A 16,831-nucleotide genomic window follows, 5' to 3' on the forward strand; every position below is an offset into this window, starting at 1 on the left:
CTACTGTTGAAATAGATAAAGTCTCAATTATCGAATGGAAGGACGATCATGCGCCTGTTACGTTCCCTTGGCCAACGCTGGATGCGGCTACGGATAGCCGCGCGGCGCGAGTTTCTGCGCGATCCCGATGTGGTCCTGTTCGACCGTCGACCTGATCCGGCCCGCGAAGCGGCGCAGGGACGCTGACATGCTCTCGCGGCGCGCGTTCCTGGGGGCTGGGGCGTCAACCTGCCTCATCCTCTCTGGGTGCAGCGCGGCCAAGAGTGGTCGGCCGAAACTGCGTATCTCCGTCACCGGAAAGGGGGAGGGCGACACCCGTCTGCTGTTCAAGGCAGCCGGGATCGCCCCCGAAGGCTTCGATCTGGCCTATAGCGAGTTCCAGTCCGGCCATCTGGTCGTGGAAGCCCTGAATGGCGGCTCGCTCGATTATGGCGGCATGAGCGAAATCCCGCCGATCTTCGCGGCGGCCTCCACCATCCAGAGCTTCCGCCAGATCGCGGTCGCCCATGGCGACGTCAACAACCAGGTCGTGCTGGTGCCCAAAGGTTCGAAGGCGAAGACGATCGCCGATCTCAAGGGAAGGCGCGTTGGCTATGTCCGCGCCACTACCTCGCAATATTTCCTGATCCGCATGTTGGAAGAGGTCGGCCTGAGCTGGGACGATATCACCCCGGTGGCGATGGGCGTGTCCGATGGCGCTGCGGCTTTCTCGCAAGGCGCTCTGGACGGCTGGGCGATCTACGGCTTCCCAATCCAGCGCGCCATCGCGACGGAGGGTGCGCGCATACTCAAGACCGCCAACGGCATATTGTCGGGCAACTATCTGGTGTCGGCGCATGTCGATGCGCTGGCCGATCCCGATAAAGCCAGGCTGATCGGCGACTATCTGGCGCTGGTACAGAAAGCCTATGGCTGGGCGGCGACCCATCAGGATGAATGGGCGACGATTATCGCCCAGGATATCGGTGTGCCCCGTGACTATGTGGTCGATCAGTTCAGGCGCAAGAGCGCCACATACGAACTGCGTCCGGTCACAGACGCGGCGATCGCGTCCCAGCAACAGGTCGCGGACCTTTTCTACCGGCAAAAGCTGTTGCCCAGGGCAGTCGATGTGCGTCCGCTCTGGGATAGGCGCTTCAATGCCATCCTTCCCAAGAGAGGCTGAACATCATGGCCACCCATGCAATGCAACAGGACGATGCCCGGCCCGCTTCGGCCGGGCCGATCAGCGTGGATCAACTCGATCGGTTGACCCGGCGACTGGCCGAAACCGCTGAACATTATGACCGTAGCGGCGAATTTCCCCGCGCCAATTTCGATCTGCTGGCAGCCGAAGGGTTGATCGGCCTGACCGTGCCGCGCGCACTGGGCGGTCACGGCGCAGGGCTGGGCGAGGCGGTCCGCGTGCTCGCCGCCGTGGCGAAGGGTGAGCCGTCGACCGCGCTCATCCTGTTCATGACCTATCATCATCATGCCACGCCCGCGCGTGCGCGCAATTGGCCGCAGGCGATCTACGAGCGATTGGCGCGCGATGCGGTGGCGGGGCGGGGGCTGATCGGCGGCCTGCGGGTCGAGCCGGAACTGGGGACGCCGGTGCGCGGCGGCCTCCCCGCGACCATCGCCCGCCGCACCGCCGATGGCTGGGCGATCAGCGGCACGAAAATCTATTCGACCGGATCGACCGGACTTGACTGGTTTTCGGTCTGGGCGAAGACGGACGAGGACGTACCGCGCGTCGGCAATTTCCTGGTTCGCGCCGATAGTGCCGGCATCGATATCGAGCCGGTGTGGGACCATCTGGGGATGCGCGCCACCGTCAGTCATGCCGTGCATTTCGTCGACACGCCGACGCCGCTCGACCATGCGGTCGATATTCGTCGTGCCGAACAATGGGCCGCCGGCGCAGGTGATCCCAGCCTCGCCATCTGGAACGCGCTCGCTATCTCGACCATCTATGACGGCGTCGCGCGGTCGGCGCGGGACTGGCTGCGCGCCTATCTCAACGACCGGGTGCCGACCAATCTGGGCGCTTCGCTAGCTACCCTGCCGCGCGTTCAGGAAAAATTTGGCGAAATCGAGACGTTGTTGCAGGTCAACCGCACGCTGATCCGCGATGCCGCCGCCCGTTATGATGCCGGCGATCCGCCCAGTACAGTGGAGGTGAACAACATCAAATATCTAACGACCGCCAACGCCATCCGCGCGGTGGAGATCGGCCTCGAACTCACCGGCAATCCCGGCATCAGCCGGAAAAATCCGCTCGAACGCCATTATCGCGATGTGCTGTGCAGTCGCATCCATTCGCCGCAAACCGACACCATATTGATTGCCGCTGGCCGGGCGGCCCTTGGGAACTGACATGTCACTAATCATCGCAAGCCAACTCGACGCCGAATTCAACCGCGACCTCGGCCAGCATCCGATCGCGCCCATTCTGATCGACGTCGCCGACGAAGAACCCTGGAGCGCCGCGGCCGAGGCCGACATACTGCTGGTGCGCCCATCGCCTGCCTGGCGCCAGCCCACGGCGCTGCGCCCGCCCGCCTGGCCGGGGCGGCTGAAATGGGTCTATAGCGCATCGGCGGGCATCGATTTCTATCCGCCATGGCTGCTCGATGCCCCGCTCGTCACCTGCGGCCGCGGCGTCGCGTCGGACGAGATCGCCGATTATGTCATTGCCGCCATCTATGCCCATGCCAAGAATCTGGAGGCGATCACCGCGAGGTCGCGCGCGCAATGGATCAATGTGCCGCTTGGCCGGGTATCGGGCACCACGATCGGCATCGTCGGCCTGGGCGCGATCGGCCAGGCGGTGGCGCGACGCGGCCTGGCGCTAGGCGCGCAGGTCGTCGGCCTGCGTCGCACCGGCGCCCAGTCGGGCGTCAGCGGCGTGGAGCATGTCGGCGACATTGAAACCCTCGTCGCCCGCGCCGACCATATCATCGTCGCCGTGCCAGCCACCCGGCAAACCTATCATCTGTTCGACGCGGCGTTGCTCGCCAAGGTCAAGCCCGGCGCGCATATCATCAATGTCGCGCGCGGATCGGTGATCGATCAGGACGCCTTGATCGACGCCTTGGACGGGGAGGGCGGCCCCGGCTTTGCGACGCTGGACGTCACGGATCCCGAGCCCTTGCCCGACGGTCATGCGCTCTACACCCATCCGGGCGTGCGACTGACCCCGCATGTCTCCAGCAACCATATGCTGGTGCGCCACCGGCTGCTGGAAAAGGTGCGCGATGACATCTCTCGCTTCGCGCGCGGCGAAGCGCCCAGCGACATTGTCGATCCGGTGCGTGGCTATTGACGTGACCGGCGCGGGAGCCCGGTCATAGCGCCGCGACCGTTTCCCGCGCCAATTCCGCCAGTCGATGGGCCGCCTTGTCCAGCTTGTCGCCCGACCGCAGGATTGCCGCCACGCGCGGTAACGACGGCAGCCGCTCATGCTCCAGCGCCGCGCTGTCCTCCAGGAACAAATGGGTGCGGCAGGTGATGCCCAGGCCCGCGCCCACGGCCGCCTTCAGCGTTGCGAGGTTTGGCGTTTCCACCGTGATCCGCCATTGCAGCCCGGCATCCTCCAGCGCCCGGATCGCCGCCTCGCGGAAGCGGCAAGGCTCTTCCAGCACCGCCAGCGGAATGACCTCGCGGTCGACCAGCGCCGTTTCGCCATACCAGCTCATCGGCGCCACCGTCACCGCATGGGCGTCATTGGGCGCGGCAAAGCCCAGCAAGATGTCCAGTTCCCGCCGTTCCAGCAGCGCCTGCAATTCTGCCGTACCCGCCACGCGCGCATAGATTTGCGCATCGGGGTGCAATTCGGAAAAGCGCGACAACAGGCCCGTCAGCAGGGTGTCGGCGAAATCCTGCACCATCCCGATCCGCGCCGGCCCGGCAAAGCGCCCGGCGCTGACCGCAGCGACCGCTTCGTCATGCAGCAGCAGCACGCGACGGGCATAGTCGAGCAGCACCGTGCCCGCGGAGGTCAGGTTCAGCCGCCGCCCTTCGCGCAGGAACAGCGTCTGCTGCACCAGTTCCTCCAGCCGCTTGATCTGAAGGCTGAGTGCGGATTGCGTCACGAACACCTGTTCCGACGCGTTCAGCATCGACCCGGTGTCGACGATGGCAACGAAACTGCGCAGCAAGTTGGTCGGCAGATTGACCGGCACGATAAACCTCTTTGGCTGAAGGGGAGAAGCCGATCCGAAGCCGGAAACGGAAAATCATTTATCGCTGATGCTTATATATCAATCAAAATAGTAGAGATTTATCCGACGAAGAAAAAACTACGTCCCACCGATTGTTGCGCGCGAAACCGCCAATACCGGCGCTCATCCGCCCCGCAACGGCGGCGAAATGCGACCTATGACGAACGCTGATAGGTCTGCCTGGCAAAACTTAATTGAATAAGTAGACAATTCATGTTGGGCTTGTCCGCAGTTCATAAAAGGGCCGGACATGGCGGTTTTGACGATCAATGATACATCGAGGGCAGGGCGGAGCCGACCGGCTTCCACACCTCGCCCCTTCTCTCTTTCGCGTTTCGGCGGGCGCTGGCTGTCGCCGGTCCTGTTGCTGCTTCTGTGGGAAGCGGGATCGCGCCTCGGCCTGATCCCCGAACGCACGCTGGCCGCGCCCTCCGCCGTTCTGGGCACCTTGCTGGAGATGGTGATGTCCGGCGAACTGCCCTCCAACCTGCTGGTTTCCTTTGCCCGCGTCGCGGTCGGCCTGCTGATCGGCGTTGGCCTGGGACTGGGCCTAGGCCTCGTCGCCGGCCTGTCCCGGTCGGGCGAGCTGGCGGTCGATCCGCTCATGCAGATCAAGCGCACTATTCCTGCGCTTGCGCTGACCCCGCTCTTCATCGTCTGGTTCGGCATCGGCGAAACCCCCAAGGTCGCGCTCATCGCCTTCGGCACCATCTTCCCGGTCTATCTCAACCTCTACAGCGGCATCCGCAGCGTCGATCTGCGCCTGCTCGATGCGGCCAAGAGCTTCGGCCTCAGCCGCTGGGAGCAGATCTGGCACGTCATCCTGCCGTCGGCCTTGCCCTCGCTGCTGGTCGGGCTGCGCTACGCCCTGTCGGTGTCGATCCTGGTGCTGGTGGTCGCCGAACAGATCAACGCCTCGGCCGGCCTCGGCTACCTCATCAACAACGCTCGCGATTTCATGCGGACCGACATCATTGTCGTCTGCCTGATGGTCTACGCCATCCTCGGCCTCGGCGCCGACTGGCTGGTCCGCACGATCGAAGCCCGCGCCCTTATCTGGCGCCCCAGCATAGTGGAGCAATAAGCATGGACGCTCGCCTCGGCTTTTCCACCGTGGACACCATTGTCCACCATCCTCATCCCGAACCCGTCGTTCGCCTGCGCGGTTTTACCCGGCGCTTCGGCACGAACACCATCATCGACAGGCTTGACCTCGACATCGCACCCGGCGAGTTCATCGCTCTGCTGGGCCGGTCGGGTTCGGGCAAGACCACCTTGCTGCGCACGCTCGCCGGTCTGGACGAGGCCCGCGGCCAGGACGTGGAAGTCCCCGATTCCCGCGCCGTCGTGTTCCAGGATGCCCGCCTGCTGCCGTGGAAGCCGGTCTGGAAGAATGTGTCGCTGGGCCTGAAGGGCGACAATGGCCGTGGCCGCGCCGAAGCCGCGCTCAAGGAAGTGGGCCTTGGCCATCGCCTCGACGCCTGGCCGCTGACCCTGTCGGGCGGCGAGGCGCAGCGTGTGGCGCTGGCTCGCGCGCTGGTGCGCGAGCCGCAACTGCTGCTTCTGGACGAACCCTTCGCCGCGCTCGATGCGCTGACCCGCTATCGGATGCACGATCTGGTCCTCTCGCTCTGGCGCAAGCATAGGCCCGCCGTCCTGATCGTGACCCATGACGTGGAGGAAGCGATCGCGCTCGCCGACCGCGTGCTTGTGCTGGACCAGGGCCGCATCGTCGCCGAAGAACGCATCACCGCGCCGCGCGGCGAGCGAACCAGTTTTGCTGCTCGCCTGCGTGAAAAGCTGCTTTCTCACCTGGGGGGCGACGATCATGCCGAGGGCGTGGTGCCTTTCCCGGTCGCCGCCGAATGAGCGCACTCGCCGCCATCGAGCGTCCGGTCGATACCGCGGCCGACACCCGCCGCCTGCGCGGCTTCGTGACGGCCTTTGCCGACCTGCTGGCCGCGACCCGCGACGAGCAGGCGATATTGGACAGCGGCCGCGCGCTGCTCAGCCGTCTGATCGCCACCGACGACTGGTTGCCCGAAGCCTTCGCCCAGCCCCATCCCGATCGCTACCAGCAATATCTGCTCCACTGCGACAGCCGGGAGCGGTTCAGCGTCGTCAGCTTCGTCTGGGGACCGGGCCAGTCCACACCCATCCACGACCATAGCGTCTGGGGTCTGGTCGGCGTGCTGCGCGGGATCGAGAAGGTCGAGCGCTTTCGTCGCCTGCCGAGCGGCGTCTTGGTCGATCAGGGCGAGGAACTGCTGCACGAAGGCGAGGTGGACGCCGTCTCGCCGCGCATCGGCGACATCCACCGCGTCACCAATGGCCTCCCTGACCGACCGTCCGTCAGCATCCATGTCTATGGCGCCAATATCGGCGCGGTCGAGCGCGCGACCTACGCCCTCGACGGCACGCCGAAGACCTTCATTTCGGGTTACGCCAACGGCGTGATCCCCAACCTCTGGGACAGATCGAAAAACCTATGAGCACCGATATCCTCGACCGTATCCAGACCGCCACGCCTCTGGACATCCGGCGCGCGCTGCTGACCGGCAGCGAAATCGCGATCATCGACTTGCGCGAAGAACATGAATTCGCGCAGGGCCACCCGCTCTTCGCCGCGCAGATACCGCTGCGCCGGATCGACGAGGAAGCCCGCTGGCGCATCCCGCGTCTCGCTACCCCGATCATCGTCTACGATAATGGCGAAGGCTTGGCGCGCAAGGCGGCCGTCCGTCTCGAAGCGCTGGGCTATAGCGATGTGCGCGAACTGGACGGCGGCCTCTCCGCCTGGGCCGCGGCGGGCTATGAACTGTTCGAGGACGTCAACAGCTACTCCAAGGCGTTCGGAGAACTGGTCGAACATCGCCGCCACACGCCCTCACTGGCCGCCGAAGACGTACAGGCGCTGATCGATGAAAAGGCCGACATCAAGATCCTCGATGCCCGTCGCTACGAAGAATATAATACGATGAGCATCCCTACCGGGACCAGCGTGCCGGGCGCGGAACTGGCGTTGCGGGCGCGCACCATCGCGCCCGATCCCGACACCACGATCATCGTCAATTGCGCCGGCCGCACTCGCTCGATCATCGGCGCGCAGTCGCTGGTCAATGCCGGCGTCCCCAACAAGGTGTTTGCGTTGCGTAACGGCACGATCGGCTGGACGCTGGCGGGCCAGTCACTGGATACCGGCCAGACCCGCGTCGCACCTGAAGTCGATGACGTTTCGATCGCGGAAGCACGCGCCCATGCCCGCGACGTCGCCTATCGCGCCGGCGTGAAGCGTATCGGCTGGGACGAACTGGCCGCGTTTCAGGCCGACACGGCCCGCACCCTCTATCGCTATGACGTGCGCCAGCCGCGCGAATATGAAAGCGGCCATCTGCCCGGCTTCCGCAATGCGCAGGGCGGCCAACTGGTCCAGGAAACCGACCATAACGCTCCGGTGCGCGGTGCGCGGATCGTCGTGACCGACAATGTCGGCCCGCGCGCCGACATGACCGCCTCCTGGCTCGCCCAGCTTGGTTGGGACGTTGCCATCCTCGATGTCGACTGGTCGGCCGTTGCGCTGGAAACAGGTCCGGATGGTGCGCCAACCCCGCGCGGGCCGGAGGGCCGCTACAAGCGTCCCTATGAAGGCACGGACAACAAGGCCGCCGCGATGCAAGCCTATCTCGACTGGGAATATGGCCTCGTCGCCCAATTGGAGCGCGACAGCACCCACGGCTTCTTCGTCATCTAAACATCGGGAGACTATGCATGAGCGTCAAGTTCATCGGCTATATCGGTTTCAATAACGGCTCCGAAACGCAGGCGGCGGTGCGCAGCCGCGTCCTCGACACCGACTATGTCAACGCAGCGGCGAGGGCGCAGGAAGAGGGCGGGTTCGACCGCGTCCTCATCCCCTTCGGCTCCAACAGCCCGGAAAGCCAGATCGTCGCGGCCCATGCCGCCGCAATCACGACCCGGCTCGGCTTCCTCGTCGCGCATCGTCCCGGCTTCACCCAGCCTACGGTCGCCGCGCGCCAGCTTGCGACGCTTGACCAGCTTTCGGGCGGCCGCGTCGCGGTCCACATCATCACCGGCGGCGCGGACGAGGAAATGGCCCGCGACGGCGACACCAAAACGGTGAAGGCCGAACGCTACAGCCGGACCGACGAATATCTGACCATCCTGCGGCAGGAATGGACCGAGGCGAAGCCCTTCGACCATCGGGGCAAGTTCTACGACATCCGTCAGGCGTTCAGCGCGATCAAGCCCGACAATCTGCCGGTCTTCTTCGGCGGATCGTCGGCGGAAGCGATCGACGTCGCGGGTCGCCATGCCGATGTCTATGCGCTGTGGGGCGAAACGCTCGAAGCGGTGCAGGACACGGTGCGGGCCGTGCGCAAGTCGGCGGCGCGTTATGGCCGCAATCCGGGTTTCTCGCTGTCGCTGCGCCCGGTCATCGCCGATACCGAGGAAGCGGCATGGAAACGGGCGCGCGAGATCGAGGAACAGGTGCGCGAAAACCGCGTCGCCGCCGGCTTGCCGCTCACCGGACATCGCCCGCCCAATGCCGGTTCGCTCCGCCTGCTCGATACCGCCAGCAGCAATCGGCAGGACAAGCGTTTGTGGACCGGCGTTGCGGCATTGACCGGCGCGGCGGGCAACAGCACCGGCCTGGTCGGCACGCCCGAACAGGTGGCTGACGCCATGCTCGATTATTACGACATCGGCATCGACCATTTCCTGATCCGCGGTTTCGATCCGTTGGGGGATTCCATCCTTTATGGTCGCGAATTGCTGCCGGTCGTGCGCCGTAAGGTCGCCGAACGCGAAGCATCCGACCTTGCACTGGCGGGCTGATCCATGACCAGGAAAAACGTCGTCATCCTGTCGGCGTCCCTTATCGCGGTGGCGGGCATCGGGCTCGCCGCCGCGACCTTTAAGCGGAGCGATGACAAGATTTTGCGCGTCGCCAACCAGAAAGGGCAGGTCCGGTCGATGATGATCGCATCGGGCGTGCTGAACGGCGCGCCCTATACGGTCGAATGGTCGGAATTTCCCGCCGCCCAGCCATTGCTGGAGGCGGTCGGCGGCGGCGCGGCGGATCTGGGCCTGGCCGCCGATGCGCCCTTCATCTTCGCCTATCAGAGCGGCAGTCCGGTCAAGGCCATCGCCGTGCAGGCGCCAGCCAATCAGGCGAGCGACGCGCTCGCCATATTGGTCAAGGCCGGCTCGCCATTGAAAATCGCGCAGGATCTTGTGGGCAAGTCGGTGGCGACGACGCGCGGGTCGATCGGCCATCATCTGCTGCTGCAGGCGCTGGAACGCGCCCATATCCCGGCCGACAAGGTGCGCGTCACCTTCCTGCCACCGGGCGACGCGAAAGCGGCGTTCGACAGCGGCGCGATCGACGCCTGGGCGACCTGGACGCCTTACACCAATGTCGCGATCAAGGAAGGCGCGCGCGCTGTGGTCGATGCGAAGGACTATGGCCTGCCGCTCTATATCGACGTCGCCAACGCCGATTCCATCGATCCCAAGCGCGCGATGCTGGCCGACTTCCTCCAGCGGGAAGCCAAAGCGGTCGCCTGGGCGCGGGCGCATCCCGATCAGTTTGCACAGGTGCTGGCGAAAGAGACAGGCCTTCCGCTCGACATTGCCCGCGCCAGCTTCGACCGCAACAACCGGATCGCACAGCCGATCGACGCGAAAATCATCGCGCACGAACAGGCGATCACGGCCCGCTTCCAAAAGGCCGGGCTCACCGAGGGCAAGCGTGAAGTCGCGGGCGCTTTCGATTCAAGCTTTGGTCAAGTAAACTAAACAATAAGTTTATAGGAGAAAAGATGATCTAAATTTCAGATTTTCTCATCAATCTATTCTCAAAATCATTTCTCAACTAAATAAATAGAAAATAGGCAGGCCCCAAATCTGTTTTGGGGGAATATCCATGAAGAACACCGCTTACTATCTCGCATCCTCGGCGCTCACGGTTGTCGCACTCGCCGTCTCACCGGCATCGGCGCAGGCTGTTGGCATTCCTGACGATGCAGCGGCCGACGCCGGCACCATCATCGTCACCGGCGTCCGCGGCGCCCCCCGGACCGTGGCCGAAAGCCCGGCGCCGATCGACGTGGTCAGCGCCGACAAGCTGCAGGCGACCGGCTCGGCCGAATTTGGCGAGGCGCTGTCCAAGCTGCTGCCGTCGCTCAATTTCGGTTCGACCCATGCCGGCGTCTTCTCGATCGGCCGCCCCGTGACGAACCGCGGTCTGGCGCCGGCCTACACGCTGGTGCTGGTCAATGGAAAGCGTCGTCACAACGGGGCCTTCCTCAGCAATTCGACCGCCGACACGTCCGGTGCGAACCCGGTCGATATCGACCTGATCCCGACCAGCGGCATTGACCGGATCGAAGTCCTCAAGGACAGCGCCGCCGCCCAATATGGCACCGACGCGATCGCCGGCGTCATCAATATCCAACTGGCGCAAAAGGAAGGGCTGAGCGGCGACTTCACCTATGGCACGCTCTATTCGGCCAATGGCAAGCCGGATAGCTGGAAGGGCACGATCCGCTACGGCACGAAGATCGGCGACGATGGGGGCTTCCTGACCGTCAGCGGCGACATCCGCAAGCGCGGCGGCGCCTGGTGGAACCTGGCTGCGACCGACACCAATCTCTACGGCCTGCCCGCCGGCCGCACCATCGATCAGGTGGTGGCCAGCAGCGGCCTGACCCGCGAACAGGTCGAGGCGAACATCGCCGACGCCAATGCGCGCAACGCCGCCTGGAACCGCGACGGCGCCCATAATGGCGACCCGCAGATCAAGGCGTTCAACCTCAGCTACAATGCCGAACTGCCGGTCACGGACAATGCCACCCTCTACAGTTTCGGCACCTATGGCGAGCGCGACGCGCAGATCGGCAATAATTTCCGTCGCCCCAACAGCACCGCCAATTTCACCGCGCTCTTCCCGGACGGCTATTATCCGCTCAACAATATCGATGAGACGGACTTCCAGTTCGTCGGCGGCCTGCGTGGTACGCTGGCGGGCTGGGATTATGATCTCTCCTCCTCCTTCGGCCGCAACGCCAGCCGCCAGTTTTCGAAGCTCTCCATCCGTCCGTCGCTCGGCCCGGACAGCCCGACCACCTGGCCCAATCTCGCCAATTTCGAATTTCGCCAATGGACCCATAATGTCGATCTGCATCGCGAGTTCGACATCGGTTTCGCCAAGCCGCTGCAAGTCTCGATCGGCGGCGAATATCGTCTCGACCGCTTCCGCACCTTCGCCGGCGATCCGCTCGCCTATGAACCGGCAACCTACACGTTCCAACCCGGCGACCAGCAATATGACTGGAATGTCGGCCGCGTTGCGTCGCCAGTGGTGCAGGGCGCGATCGTCCTTTCTCCCGATGATGAGGCCGACATCAGCCGCAAAGTCTATGCCGGCTATGTCGACCTCGGCATCTATCCGATCGACGCCTGGTATATCGGCGCAGCCGTCCGCGCCGAACATTATAGCGACGGGTCGGGCAGCCCGATCGGCCTGAAACTCAACAGCCGCTACGAATTCAGCCCCGCGCTCGCCATTCGCGGTACGGTGGGTACAGGCTTCCGCGCGCCATCGCTGACCCAGATCGGCTATGCCCAGACGGACGGCCGTACATCGTCCTTCTTCAATGCGGAGACGGGCCAGACCGAATTGCGCCCGACCGTCGCCAAGCTGGTGACGGCGGACAGCAATGTCGGCAAGCTGCTGGGCGCCAAGCCACTCAAGGCCGAAAAGACCTGGAATGCGGGCCTCGGCATCGTCTTCACGCCATTGCCAGCGCTATCGATCACGCTCGATGGCTATTATATCAAGATCAAGGACCGGATCGAGCGTACTGGCCGCCTGTTCGGTACCGGCATCTCCGCCATCCTGGCTGCCAATGGCCTGTCGGACATTGAGCAGGCCGAATATTTCATCAACGCCGCAGATACCGAAACGAAGGGCTTCGATCTGGTTGCCGACTATTCGACCGGACTGGGCGATTTCGGCAAACTGGGCGTCACCTTCGCCTTCAACTATAGCAAGACCAAGGTCACCGACGTCGTCGCCACCCCGTCGCAACTGTTCGGCGCCAATGGCGCGTCGCTGCTCGGCGCCGGCTCCGTCTTTTTCGGCGGCGACAAGATCGGCGAACTGGAAGTGCTCCAGCCGCACACCAAGCTGGTCAGCACGCTGAACTGGAGCAAGGGCATTTTCGGCCTGAGCATCACCAACACCCGCTACGGCAAATATACGCAGCGCACTGCGGCAGGCGACGATCGCTATTTCGGCGCGAAGATCATCACCGACTTGAGCGTCAGCGCGAAGGTGACGGACTTCGCCACCCTGTCGGTCGGCGCCACCAACCTGTTCGACGTCCGCCCCGAAAAGAACGGGCCGGGCAATCCCCAGACCGGGCAGGGCTATTATGGCCCGTCGCCCTTCAATCCCGCAGGCGGTTATTATTATGGGCGCATCGCTCTTGCTTTCTGATCGCCGGACCTTTCTCGCCGGTGCCGCCGCGCTCGGCCTCGCCGCCTGCGGTGGGGCCGGCAAGGGCGGCCGCACGAAACTGGTCCTGGGCGATCAGGTCCATCTGCTTCAGTCCAAGGCGGAAGCCGCCGGCGCGCTCAAGGGGCTGGCCTATGACATAGAATGGGCCAATTTCGTCGGCGCGGCGCCGTTGCTGGAAGCGCTCAACGCCGGGGCGGTCGATACCGCGCCAGCGGGCGACCTGCCGGTCGTGCTGGCGGCCGCGGCCGGCGTCCCGCTCAAGGTGATCGCCGGCTCCATCTCCTCCACGCGCGACATCGGCATCGTCGTGCCGCCCGGCTCGCCGATCCGTGACGTGGCCGGCCTTCCCGGCCACCGCGTGATCGTGTCGAGCGCGCGGGGCAGCATCTCCCATTATCTGCTGCTCGAAGCGCTCAAGGAGGTGAAGGTCGATCGCAAGAGCGTCGATATCGGTTTCATGCTGCCCAACGACGCCGCGGCCGCCTTCGCCGCCGGGCGGATCGACGCCTGGGCGACCTTCGGTACATACCAGATAGCGGCGGAAGCGCGCGGTGCGCGGGTGCTGCGCGACGGGCAGGGGATCAATACCGGCCTCAGCCTGATCGCCGCCTCGCAGGCGGCGCTGGACGACCCGGCCAAGCGCGCGGCGCTCAAGGACGTACTCGCCCGCTTCCGCACCGCCAGCCAATGGGCGCAGGCGCATCCCGACACCTATGCCGTGCTGTTCGCCAAGGCGACCGGCGTCGATCCCAGGCTGGCGAAGTTGATCGTCGATCGGCAGAATCCCGTTCTCGTCGCGCCCGACGCAGCGGTCATCACGCCGCTCCAGCGCGTGGTCGATCGCTTCCATGCCGATGGCGAATTACCTGTCCATGTCGATGTCTCACGCATCGTCGATCCGGGCATCTTCCCCGCATGAGCAGCGCGCATCGATCCTTCAGACATTCTCATTGGGCGGCCCCCGGTCGCCGCCCTACATCTGCCCGCAAAGGAGCATCCCCATGGCTACAGTCCTGAAAGACGATCGTTTCCGTGCATCCGGTATCAGCGAAGCGGAATGGAAGGTCCGCGTCGACCTCGCCGCCTTCTATCGCCTGTCGGCCCTCTATGGCTGGGACGATTTTCTCTACACCCATATCTCCGCCCGCGTGCCGGGGCCGGATCATCATTTCCTCATCAACCCCTTCGGCCTGATGTTCGATGAAATCACCGCGTCCAGCCTGGTCAAGGTCGACCTCGACGGTAATGTCATCGGGGACAGCGACTATGGCATCAACTATGCCGGCTATGTGATCCATTCGGCGATCCACGGCGCGCGCGACGACGCCCATTTCATCGCCCATTTCCACAGCGCCGACGGCGTGGCCGTCTCCGCCCATGCCGAGGGATTGCTGCCGCTCAACCAGCGCGCGCTCGCCTTGATCCCGCGCCTTTCCTATCATGACTATGAAGGCGTAGCGCTCAATCTGGACGAGCGCGAACGTCTGGTCGCGGACCTTGGCGATACGAAGGTCATGCTGCTGCGCAATCACGGCACGCTGGCGCTCGGCGCGTCGCCGGGCGAGGCGTTCAGCGGCATCTATCATCTGGAGGAGGCCTGCAAGGCGCAGGTCCGCACCCTGTCCATCGGTCGCGACCGCGTGCTGATCGCACCGGAAGAGGCGCAGCAGGAAGTGCGCCGCCAGATCAGCCGGGATCGTCAGCCCGCGGAAGGCGCCAAATCCCATCATGATCTCGTCTGGGAAGCGGCCCTGCGCAAGGCCGAGCGCCAGTCGCCCGGTTTCGACGCCTGACGCAAGAGGATAAGACATGACCAAGCGCCAATTGAAACTGGGCCTCGTCCCCACCGGCGTCGGCGGCCCCGGCGACAGCAATCGCTGGCTCGATACCGACATTCCCCTCGACGCCAGCGTCAATATCGACTGGTATATCGATGTCGTGCGACAGGCGGAGGCGGCGAAGTTCGACCTCGTCTTCATCGTCGACAGCCAGTTCATCACCGCCAACTCGCCGCCCCATTATCTCAACCGGCTGGAGCCGCTTACCCTCCTGTCGGCGCTGGCGGTGGCGACGAAGCATATTGGCCTCGTCGGCACGCTCACCACCTCCTATAACGATCCCTTCAACCTGGCCCGCCGCTTCGCCTCGCTCGACCTCATCAGCAAGGGACGCGCCGGCTGGAATGTCGTCACCAGCGGCGACGCCGGCACAGCGGGCAATTTCAGCCAGCCAGACCATTTCGACTATGACACCCGCTATCGCCGCGCCGTCGAATTTCTCGACGTGGCGCGCGGCCTCTGGTCGAGCTGGGAGGAGGGGGCCTTGGTCCGCGATCGGGCGACCGGGCAGTTCCTCGATGCCGACAAGCTGCATCGCCTCGACCATGACGGCGAATTTTTCCAGGTCGTCGGCCCGCTCAACCTCCAGCGCTCGCCGCAGGGCGAACCGGTGATCTTCCAGGCCGGCGACAGCGATCAGGGCCGTGATCTGGGCGCGACCATCGCCGACGCCATCTTCACCCATGCCGCGACGATCGAGCAGGGCCAGGCCTTTTATGCCGATCTGAAAGGCCGCGCGGCGCGGCAGGGGCGCAACCCGGATGAGATCGTCATCCTGCCGGGCTTCTCCGTCACTGTCGGCGATAGCGATGCGCAGGCGAAGGATATCGAACGTCACTATCGCCAACTGGACCAGAGTTTCGATCAGGCGCTCGCGGAGTTCGGCCGTCCCTTCGGCTGGCATGATTTCCGCCAATATGATCCCGACGCGCCCTTCCCGGTAGGGGCGCTGGAACATGCGAAGAACAGCTTCTACACGCAGGCGAAGAAGGTCACCGATCTTGCCGTCCAACAGGGGCTGACCCTGCGCCAGGCAGTGGAAAAGGCGCGCGCGGGTCGTGGCAGTCCCTTCGTCGGATCGGCCGAAACCGTGGCGAACGAAATCCAGCACTGGTTTGAAGGGCGCGCGCTTGACGGGCTCAACGTCCATCTTGGCCATCCCTCACAGTTCAAGCGCTTCGTCGAGGAGGTCGTGCCAATCCTGCAAGCCCGCGGCCTGTTCCGCACCGATTATGAGGCGGACACGCTGCGCGGCAATCTCGGCCTGTCCATCCCGGCAAGCCGTCACCACCAAGCACCCGCCCGGCGGGATGCCGCCTGAAACTATGACGATTCTTCGTCGCTGGACCGGCAACTCTCATTAGCGAGGACCGCCAGCTATCGCCATCATGATCCCGACCCAAGGAGATCATGATGGCGACACTTCTCACCGAAACGCTCAAGGACCGTTTTACCGCCTTGCAGGCGGAGCGCGAGCGGAGCTGGCACCCGGCCCAACTGGCGGCCAATGCGGGCCAGCGTAGGCAACTGGTCGAACGCTTCGACCCGGCGGCGATCGCCCAGCCGGGCGATATCCTGCCACCTTTGTCCTTCGCCGAAGTGGGTGGCGACACGCTCGATCTGGACAGGCTGACTGCCAATGGCCCGGCTTTGTTCATCTTCTTCCGCTTCGCCGGTTGTCCGGCTTGCAACATCGCCTTGCCCTATTATGCGGACACGCTGCATCCCGCGCTGCAAGACCGCCAGATTCCGCTGGTGGCGCTCAGCCCGCAGCAACCCGATCGCCTGCGTGATATCAAGACGCGCCATGGCCTGCCCTTTGCCGTGGCCTCCGACAGGGACAATGGCCTGGCGCGCCTGCTGGGCATCAGCTTCCAGCCCGACAATCGCCCATCGCCGCCGCCTGCCGGCTGGATCGGTGAAGTGACCGGCACCAACAGTTGGGAATTGCCGCAGCCCGCCGCGTTGCTGGTGGGGCCGGGGCGTACTCTTCATTGGCTCCATGTCAGCCCCGACTGGCTGGAGCGGCCCGAGGCGGCGGAGATATTGGACTGGATCGACGGCAGCTTCCCTTCCTGATCAAGAATGGGTCAGGGATGGGCGCATTGCCGCCTGCCTGTCTGATCAGAAATTCGTCCATGACTGACGAAGAAGGCCGATTCATAGGCGTCGAAGGTCGATGGATGGATAATCGACGCTTGCACGCCCAATTGCGTGCCGCCGCCGCTACAGCCTCGGATCTG

Annotated in this window: 16 protein-coding genes; 15 read left to right on the forward strand and 1 reads right to left on the reverse strand. The window is 64.4% G+C overall.

The genetic code is table 11. The features are described from left to right. Positions 1-48: 48 nt before the first annotated feature. Genes K9B33_RS00955 through K9B33_RS00970 form a run of 4 tightly spaced genes read left to right on the forward strand, consistent with a single transcriptional unit; the run spans position 49 to position 3,307 of the window. A complete protein-coding gene (locus K9B33_RS00955; RefSeq protein ID WP_224546009.1) occupies positions 49-186 on the forward strand; it encodes a hypothetical protein in 138 nt (45 codons plus the stop codon). 1 nt (position 187) lies between these two features. Continuing rightward, entirely contained in the window at positions 188-1,165 is a 978-nt protein-coding gene (locus tag K9B33_RS00960) for an ABC transporter substrate-binding protein (protein ID WP_224546010.1), read from the forward strand. Between the two features lie 5 nt (positions 1,166-1,170). Beyond that, positions 1,171-2,358, forward strand: coding sequence for an acyl-CoA dehydrogenase family protein (locus tag K9B33_RS00965; protein WP_224546011.1), 1,188 nt, complete (start codon positions 1,171-1,173; stop codon positions 2,356-2,358). A gap of 1 nt (position 2,359) precedes the next feature. Next, on the forward strand, positions 2,360-3,307 hold the full coding sequence (locus tag K9B33_RS00970) for an NAD(P)-dependent oxidoreductase (protein ID WP_224546012.1): 948 nt from the start codon (positions 2,360-2,362) through the stop codon (positions 3,305-3,307). 22 nt (positions 3,308-3,329) lie between these two features. On the opposite strand, the gene K9B33_RS00975 is transcribed toward K9B33_RS00970, so the two are convergent. Further along, on the reverse strand, positions 3,330-4,166 hold the full coding sequence (locus tag K9B33_RS00975) for a LysR substrate-binding domain-containing protein (RefSeq protein ID WP_224546013.1): 837 nt from the start codon (positions 4,164-4,166) through the stop codon (positions 3,330-3,332). 289 nt (positions 4,167-4,455) lie between these two features. Here K9B33_RS00975 and K9B33_RS00980 point away from each other — a divergent pair, with 289 nt between their 5' ends. The 11 genes from K9B33_RS00980 to K9B33_RS01030 all read left to right on the forward strand — a co-directional run bounded on the left by K9B33_RS00980 (position 4,456) and on the right by K9B33_RS01030 (position 16,667). Next, positions 4,456-5,289 (forward strand): ABC transporter permease, encoded by an 834-nt coding sequence (locus K9B33_RS00980; RefSeq protein WP_224546014.1) that lies wholly within the window; start codon positions 4,456-4,458, stop codon positions 5,287-5,289. A gap of 2 nt (positions 5,290-5,291) precedes the next feature. Further along, positions 5,292-6,074, forward strand: a complete 783-nt coding sequence (locus K9B33_RS00985; protein ID WP_224546015.1) for an ABC transporter ATP-binding protein — start codon at positions 5,292-5,294, stop codon at positions 6,072-6,074. After that, a complete protein-coding gene (locus K9B33_RS00990) occupies positions 6,071-6,697 on the forward strand; it encodes a cysteine dioxygenase (protein ID WP_224546016.1) in 627 nt (208 codons plus the stop codon). The genes K9B33_RS00985 and K9B33_RS00990 overlap by 4 nt, the downstream gene beginning before the upstream one ends. Continuing rightward, complete coding sequence (locus tag K9B33_RS00995; RefSeq protein ID WP_224546017.1) at positions 6,694-7,956, forward strand: rhodanese-like domain-containing protein; 1,263 nt, start codon at positions 6,694-6,696, stop codon at positions 7,954-7,956. Before K9B33_RS00990 ends, K9B33_RS00995 begins: the two co-directional genes overlap by 4 nt. A gap of 17 nt (positions 7,957-7,973) precedes the next feature. Continuing rightward, positions 7,974-9,062: an LLM class flavin-dependent oxidoreductase gene (locus K9B33_RS01000; protein ID WP_224546018.1), complete on the forward strand. Its 1,089-nt coding sequence runs from the start codon at positions 7,974-7,976 to the stop codon at positions 9,060-9,062. 3 nt (positions 9,063-9,065) lie between these two features. Further along, complete coding sequence (locus K9B33_RS01005; RefSeq protein WP_224546020.1) at positions 9,066-10,025, forward strand: ABC transporter substrate-binding protein; 960 nt, start codon at positions 9,066-9,068, stop codon at positions 10,023-10,025. A gap of 127 nt (positions 10,026-10,152) precedes the next feature. Then, positions 10,153-12,729 (forward strand): TonB-dependent receptor plug domain-containing protein, encoded by a 2,577-nt coding sequence (locus K9B33_RS01010; RefSeq protein ID WP_224546022.1) that lies wholly within the window; start codon positions 10,153-10,155, stop codon positions 12,727-12,729. Beyond that, entirely contained in the window at positions 12,704-13,669 is a 966-nt protein-coding gene (locus K9B33_RS01015; protein WP_224546024.1) for an ABC transporter substrate-binding protein, read from the forward strand. The genes K9B33_RS01010 and K9B33_RS01015 overlap by 26 nt, the downstream gene beginning before the upstream one ends. 82 nt (positions 13,670-13,751) lie before the next feature. Then, a complete protein-coding gene (locus K9B33_RS01020; RefSeq protein ID WP_224546026.1) occupies positions 13,752-14,543 on the forward strand; it encodes a class II aldolase/adducin family protein in 792 nt (263 codons plus the stop codon). 16 nt (positions 14,544-14,559) lie between these two features. Continuing rightward, positions 14,560-15,909: an LLM class flavin-dependent oxidoreductase gene (locus K9B33_RS01025; protein WP_224546028.1), complete on the forward strand. Its 1,350-nt coding sequence runs from the start codon at positions 14,560-14,562 to the stop codon at positions 15,907-15,909. 92 nt (positions 15,910-16,001) lie between these two features. Then, positions 16,002-16,667: a peroxiredoxin-like family protein gene (locus K9B33_RS01030; protein ID WP_224546274.1), complete on the forward strand. Its 666-nt coding sequence runs from the start codon at positions 16,002-16,004 to the stop codon at positions 16,665-16,667. The last annotated feature ends 164 nt before the right edge of the window (positions 16,668-16,831 follow it).

Source organism: Sphingobium sp. 3R8, from assembly GCF_020166615.1.
Lineage (GTDB): Bacteria > Pseudomonadota > Alphaproteobacteria > Sphingomonadales > Sphingomonadaceae > Sphingobium > Sphingobium bisphenolicum.

What these genes read in the sequence shown, in the direction of transcription:
- K9B33_RS00955 (WP_224546009.1), top strand. Translation starts at nt 49, where the DNA reads ATGCGCCTGTTACGTTCCCTTGGCCAACGCTGGATGCGGCTACGGATA.
- K9B33_RS00960 (WP_224546010.1), top strand. Translation starts at nt 188, where the DNA reads ATGCTCTCGCGGCGCGCGTTCCTGGGGGCTGGGGCGTCAACCTGCCTC.
- K9B33_RS00965 (WP_224546011.1), top strand. Translation starts at nt 1,171, where the DNA reads ATGGCCACCCATGCAATGCAACAGGACGATGCCCGGCCCGCTTCGGCC.
- K9B33_RS00970 (WP_224546012.1), top strand. Translation starts at nt 2,360, where the DNA reads ATGTCACTAATCATCGCAAGCCAACTCGACGCCGAATTCAACCGCGAC.
- K9B33_RS00980 (WP_224546014.1), top strand. Translation starts at nt 4,456, where the DNA reads ATGGCGGTTTTGACGATCAATGATACATCGAGGGCAGGGCGGAGCCGA.
- K9B33_RS00985 (WP_224546015.1), top strand. Translation starts at nt 5,292, where the DNA reads ATGGACGCTCGCCTCGGCTTTTCCACCGTGGACACCATTGTCCACCAT.
- K9B33_RS00990 (WP_224546016.1), top strand. Translation starts at nt 6,071, where the DNA reads ATGAGCGCACTCGCCGCCATCGAGCGTCCGGTCGATACCGCGGCCGAC.
- K9B33_RS00995 (WP_224546017.1), top strand. Translation starts at nt 6,694, where the DNA reads ATGAGCACCGATATCCTCGACCGTATCCAGACCGCCACGCCTCTGGAC.
- K9B33_RS01000 (WP_224546018.1), top strand. Translation starts at nt 7,974, where the DNA reads ATGAGCGTCAAGTTCATCGGCTATATCGGTTTCAATAACGGCTCCGAA.
- K9B33_RS01005 (WP_224546020.1), top strand. Translation starts at nt 9,066, where the DNA reads ATGACCAGGAAAAACGTCGTCATCCTGTCGGCGTCCCTTATCGCGGTG.
- K9B33_RS01010 (WP_224546022.1), top strand. Translation starts at nt 10,153, where the DNA reads ATGAAGAACACCGCTTACTATCTCGCATCCTCGGCGCTCACGGTTGTC.
- K9B33_RS01015 (WP_224546024.1), top strand. Translation starts at nt 12,704, where the DNA reads ATGGGCGCATCGCTCTTGCTTTCTGATCGCCGGACCTTTCTCGCCGGT.
- K9B33_RS01020 (WP_224546026.1), top strand. Translation starts at nt 13,752, where the DNA reads ATGGCTACAGTCCTGAAAGACGATCGTTTCCGTGCATCCGGTATCAGC.
- K9B33_RS01025 (WP_224546028.1), top strand. Translation starts at nt 14,560, where the DNA reads ATGACCAAGCGCCAATTGAAACTGGGCCTCGTCCCCACCGGCGTCGGC.
- K9B33_RS01030 (WP_224546274.1), top strand. Translation starts at nt 16,002, where the DNA reads ATGGCGACACTTCTCACCGAAACGCTCAAGGACCGTTTTACCGCCTTG.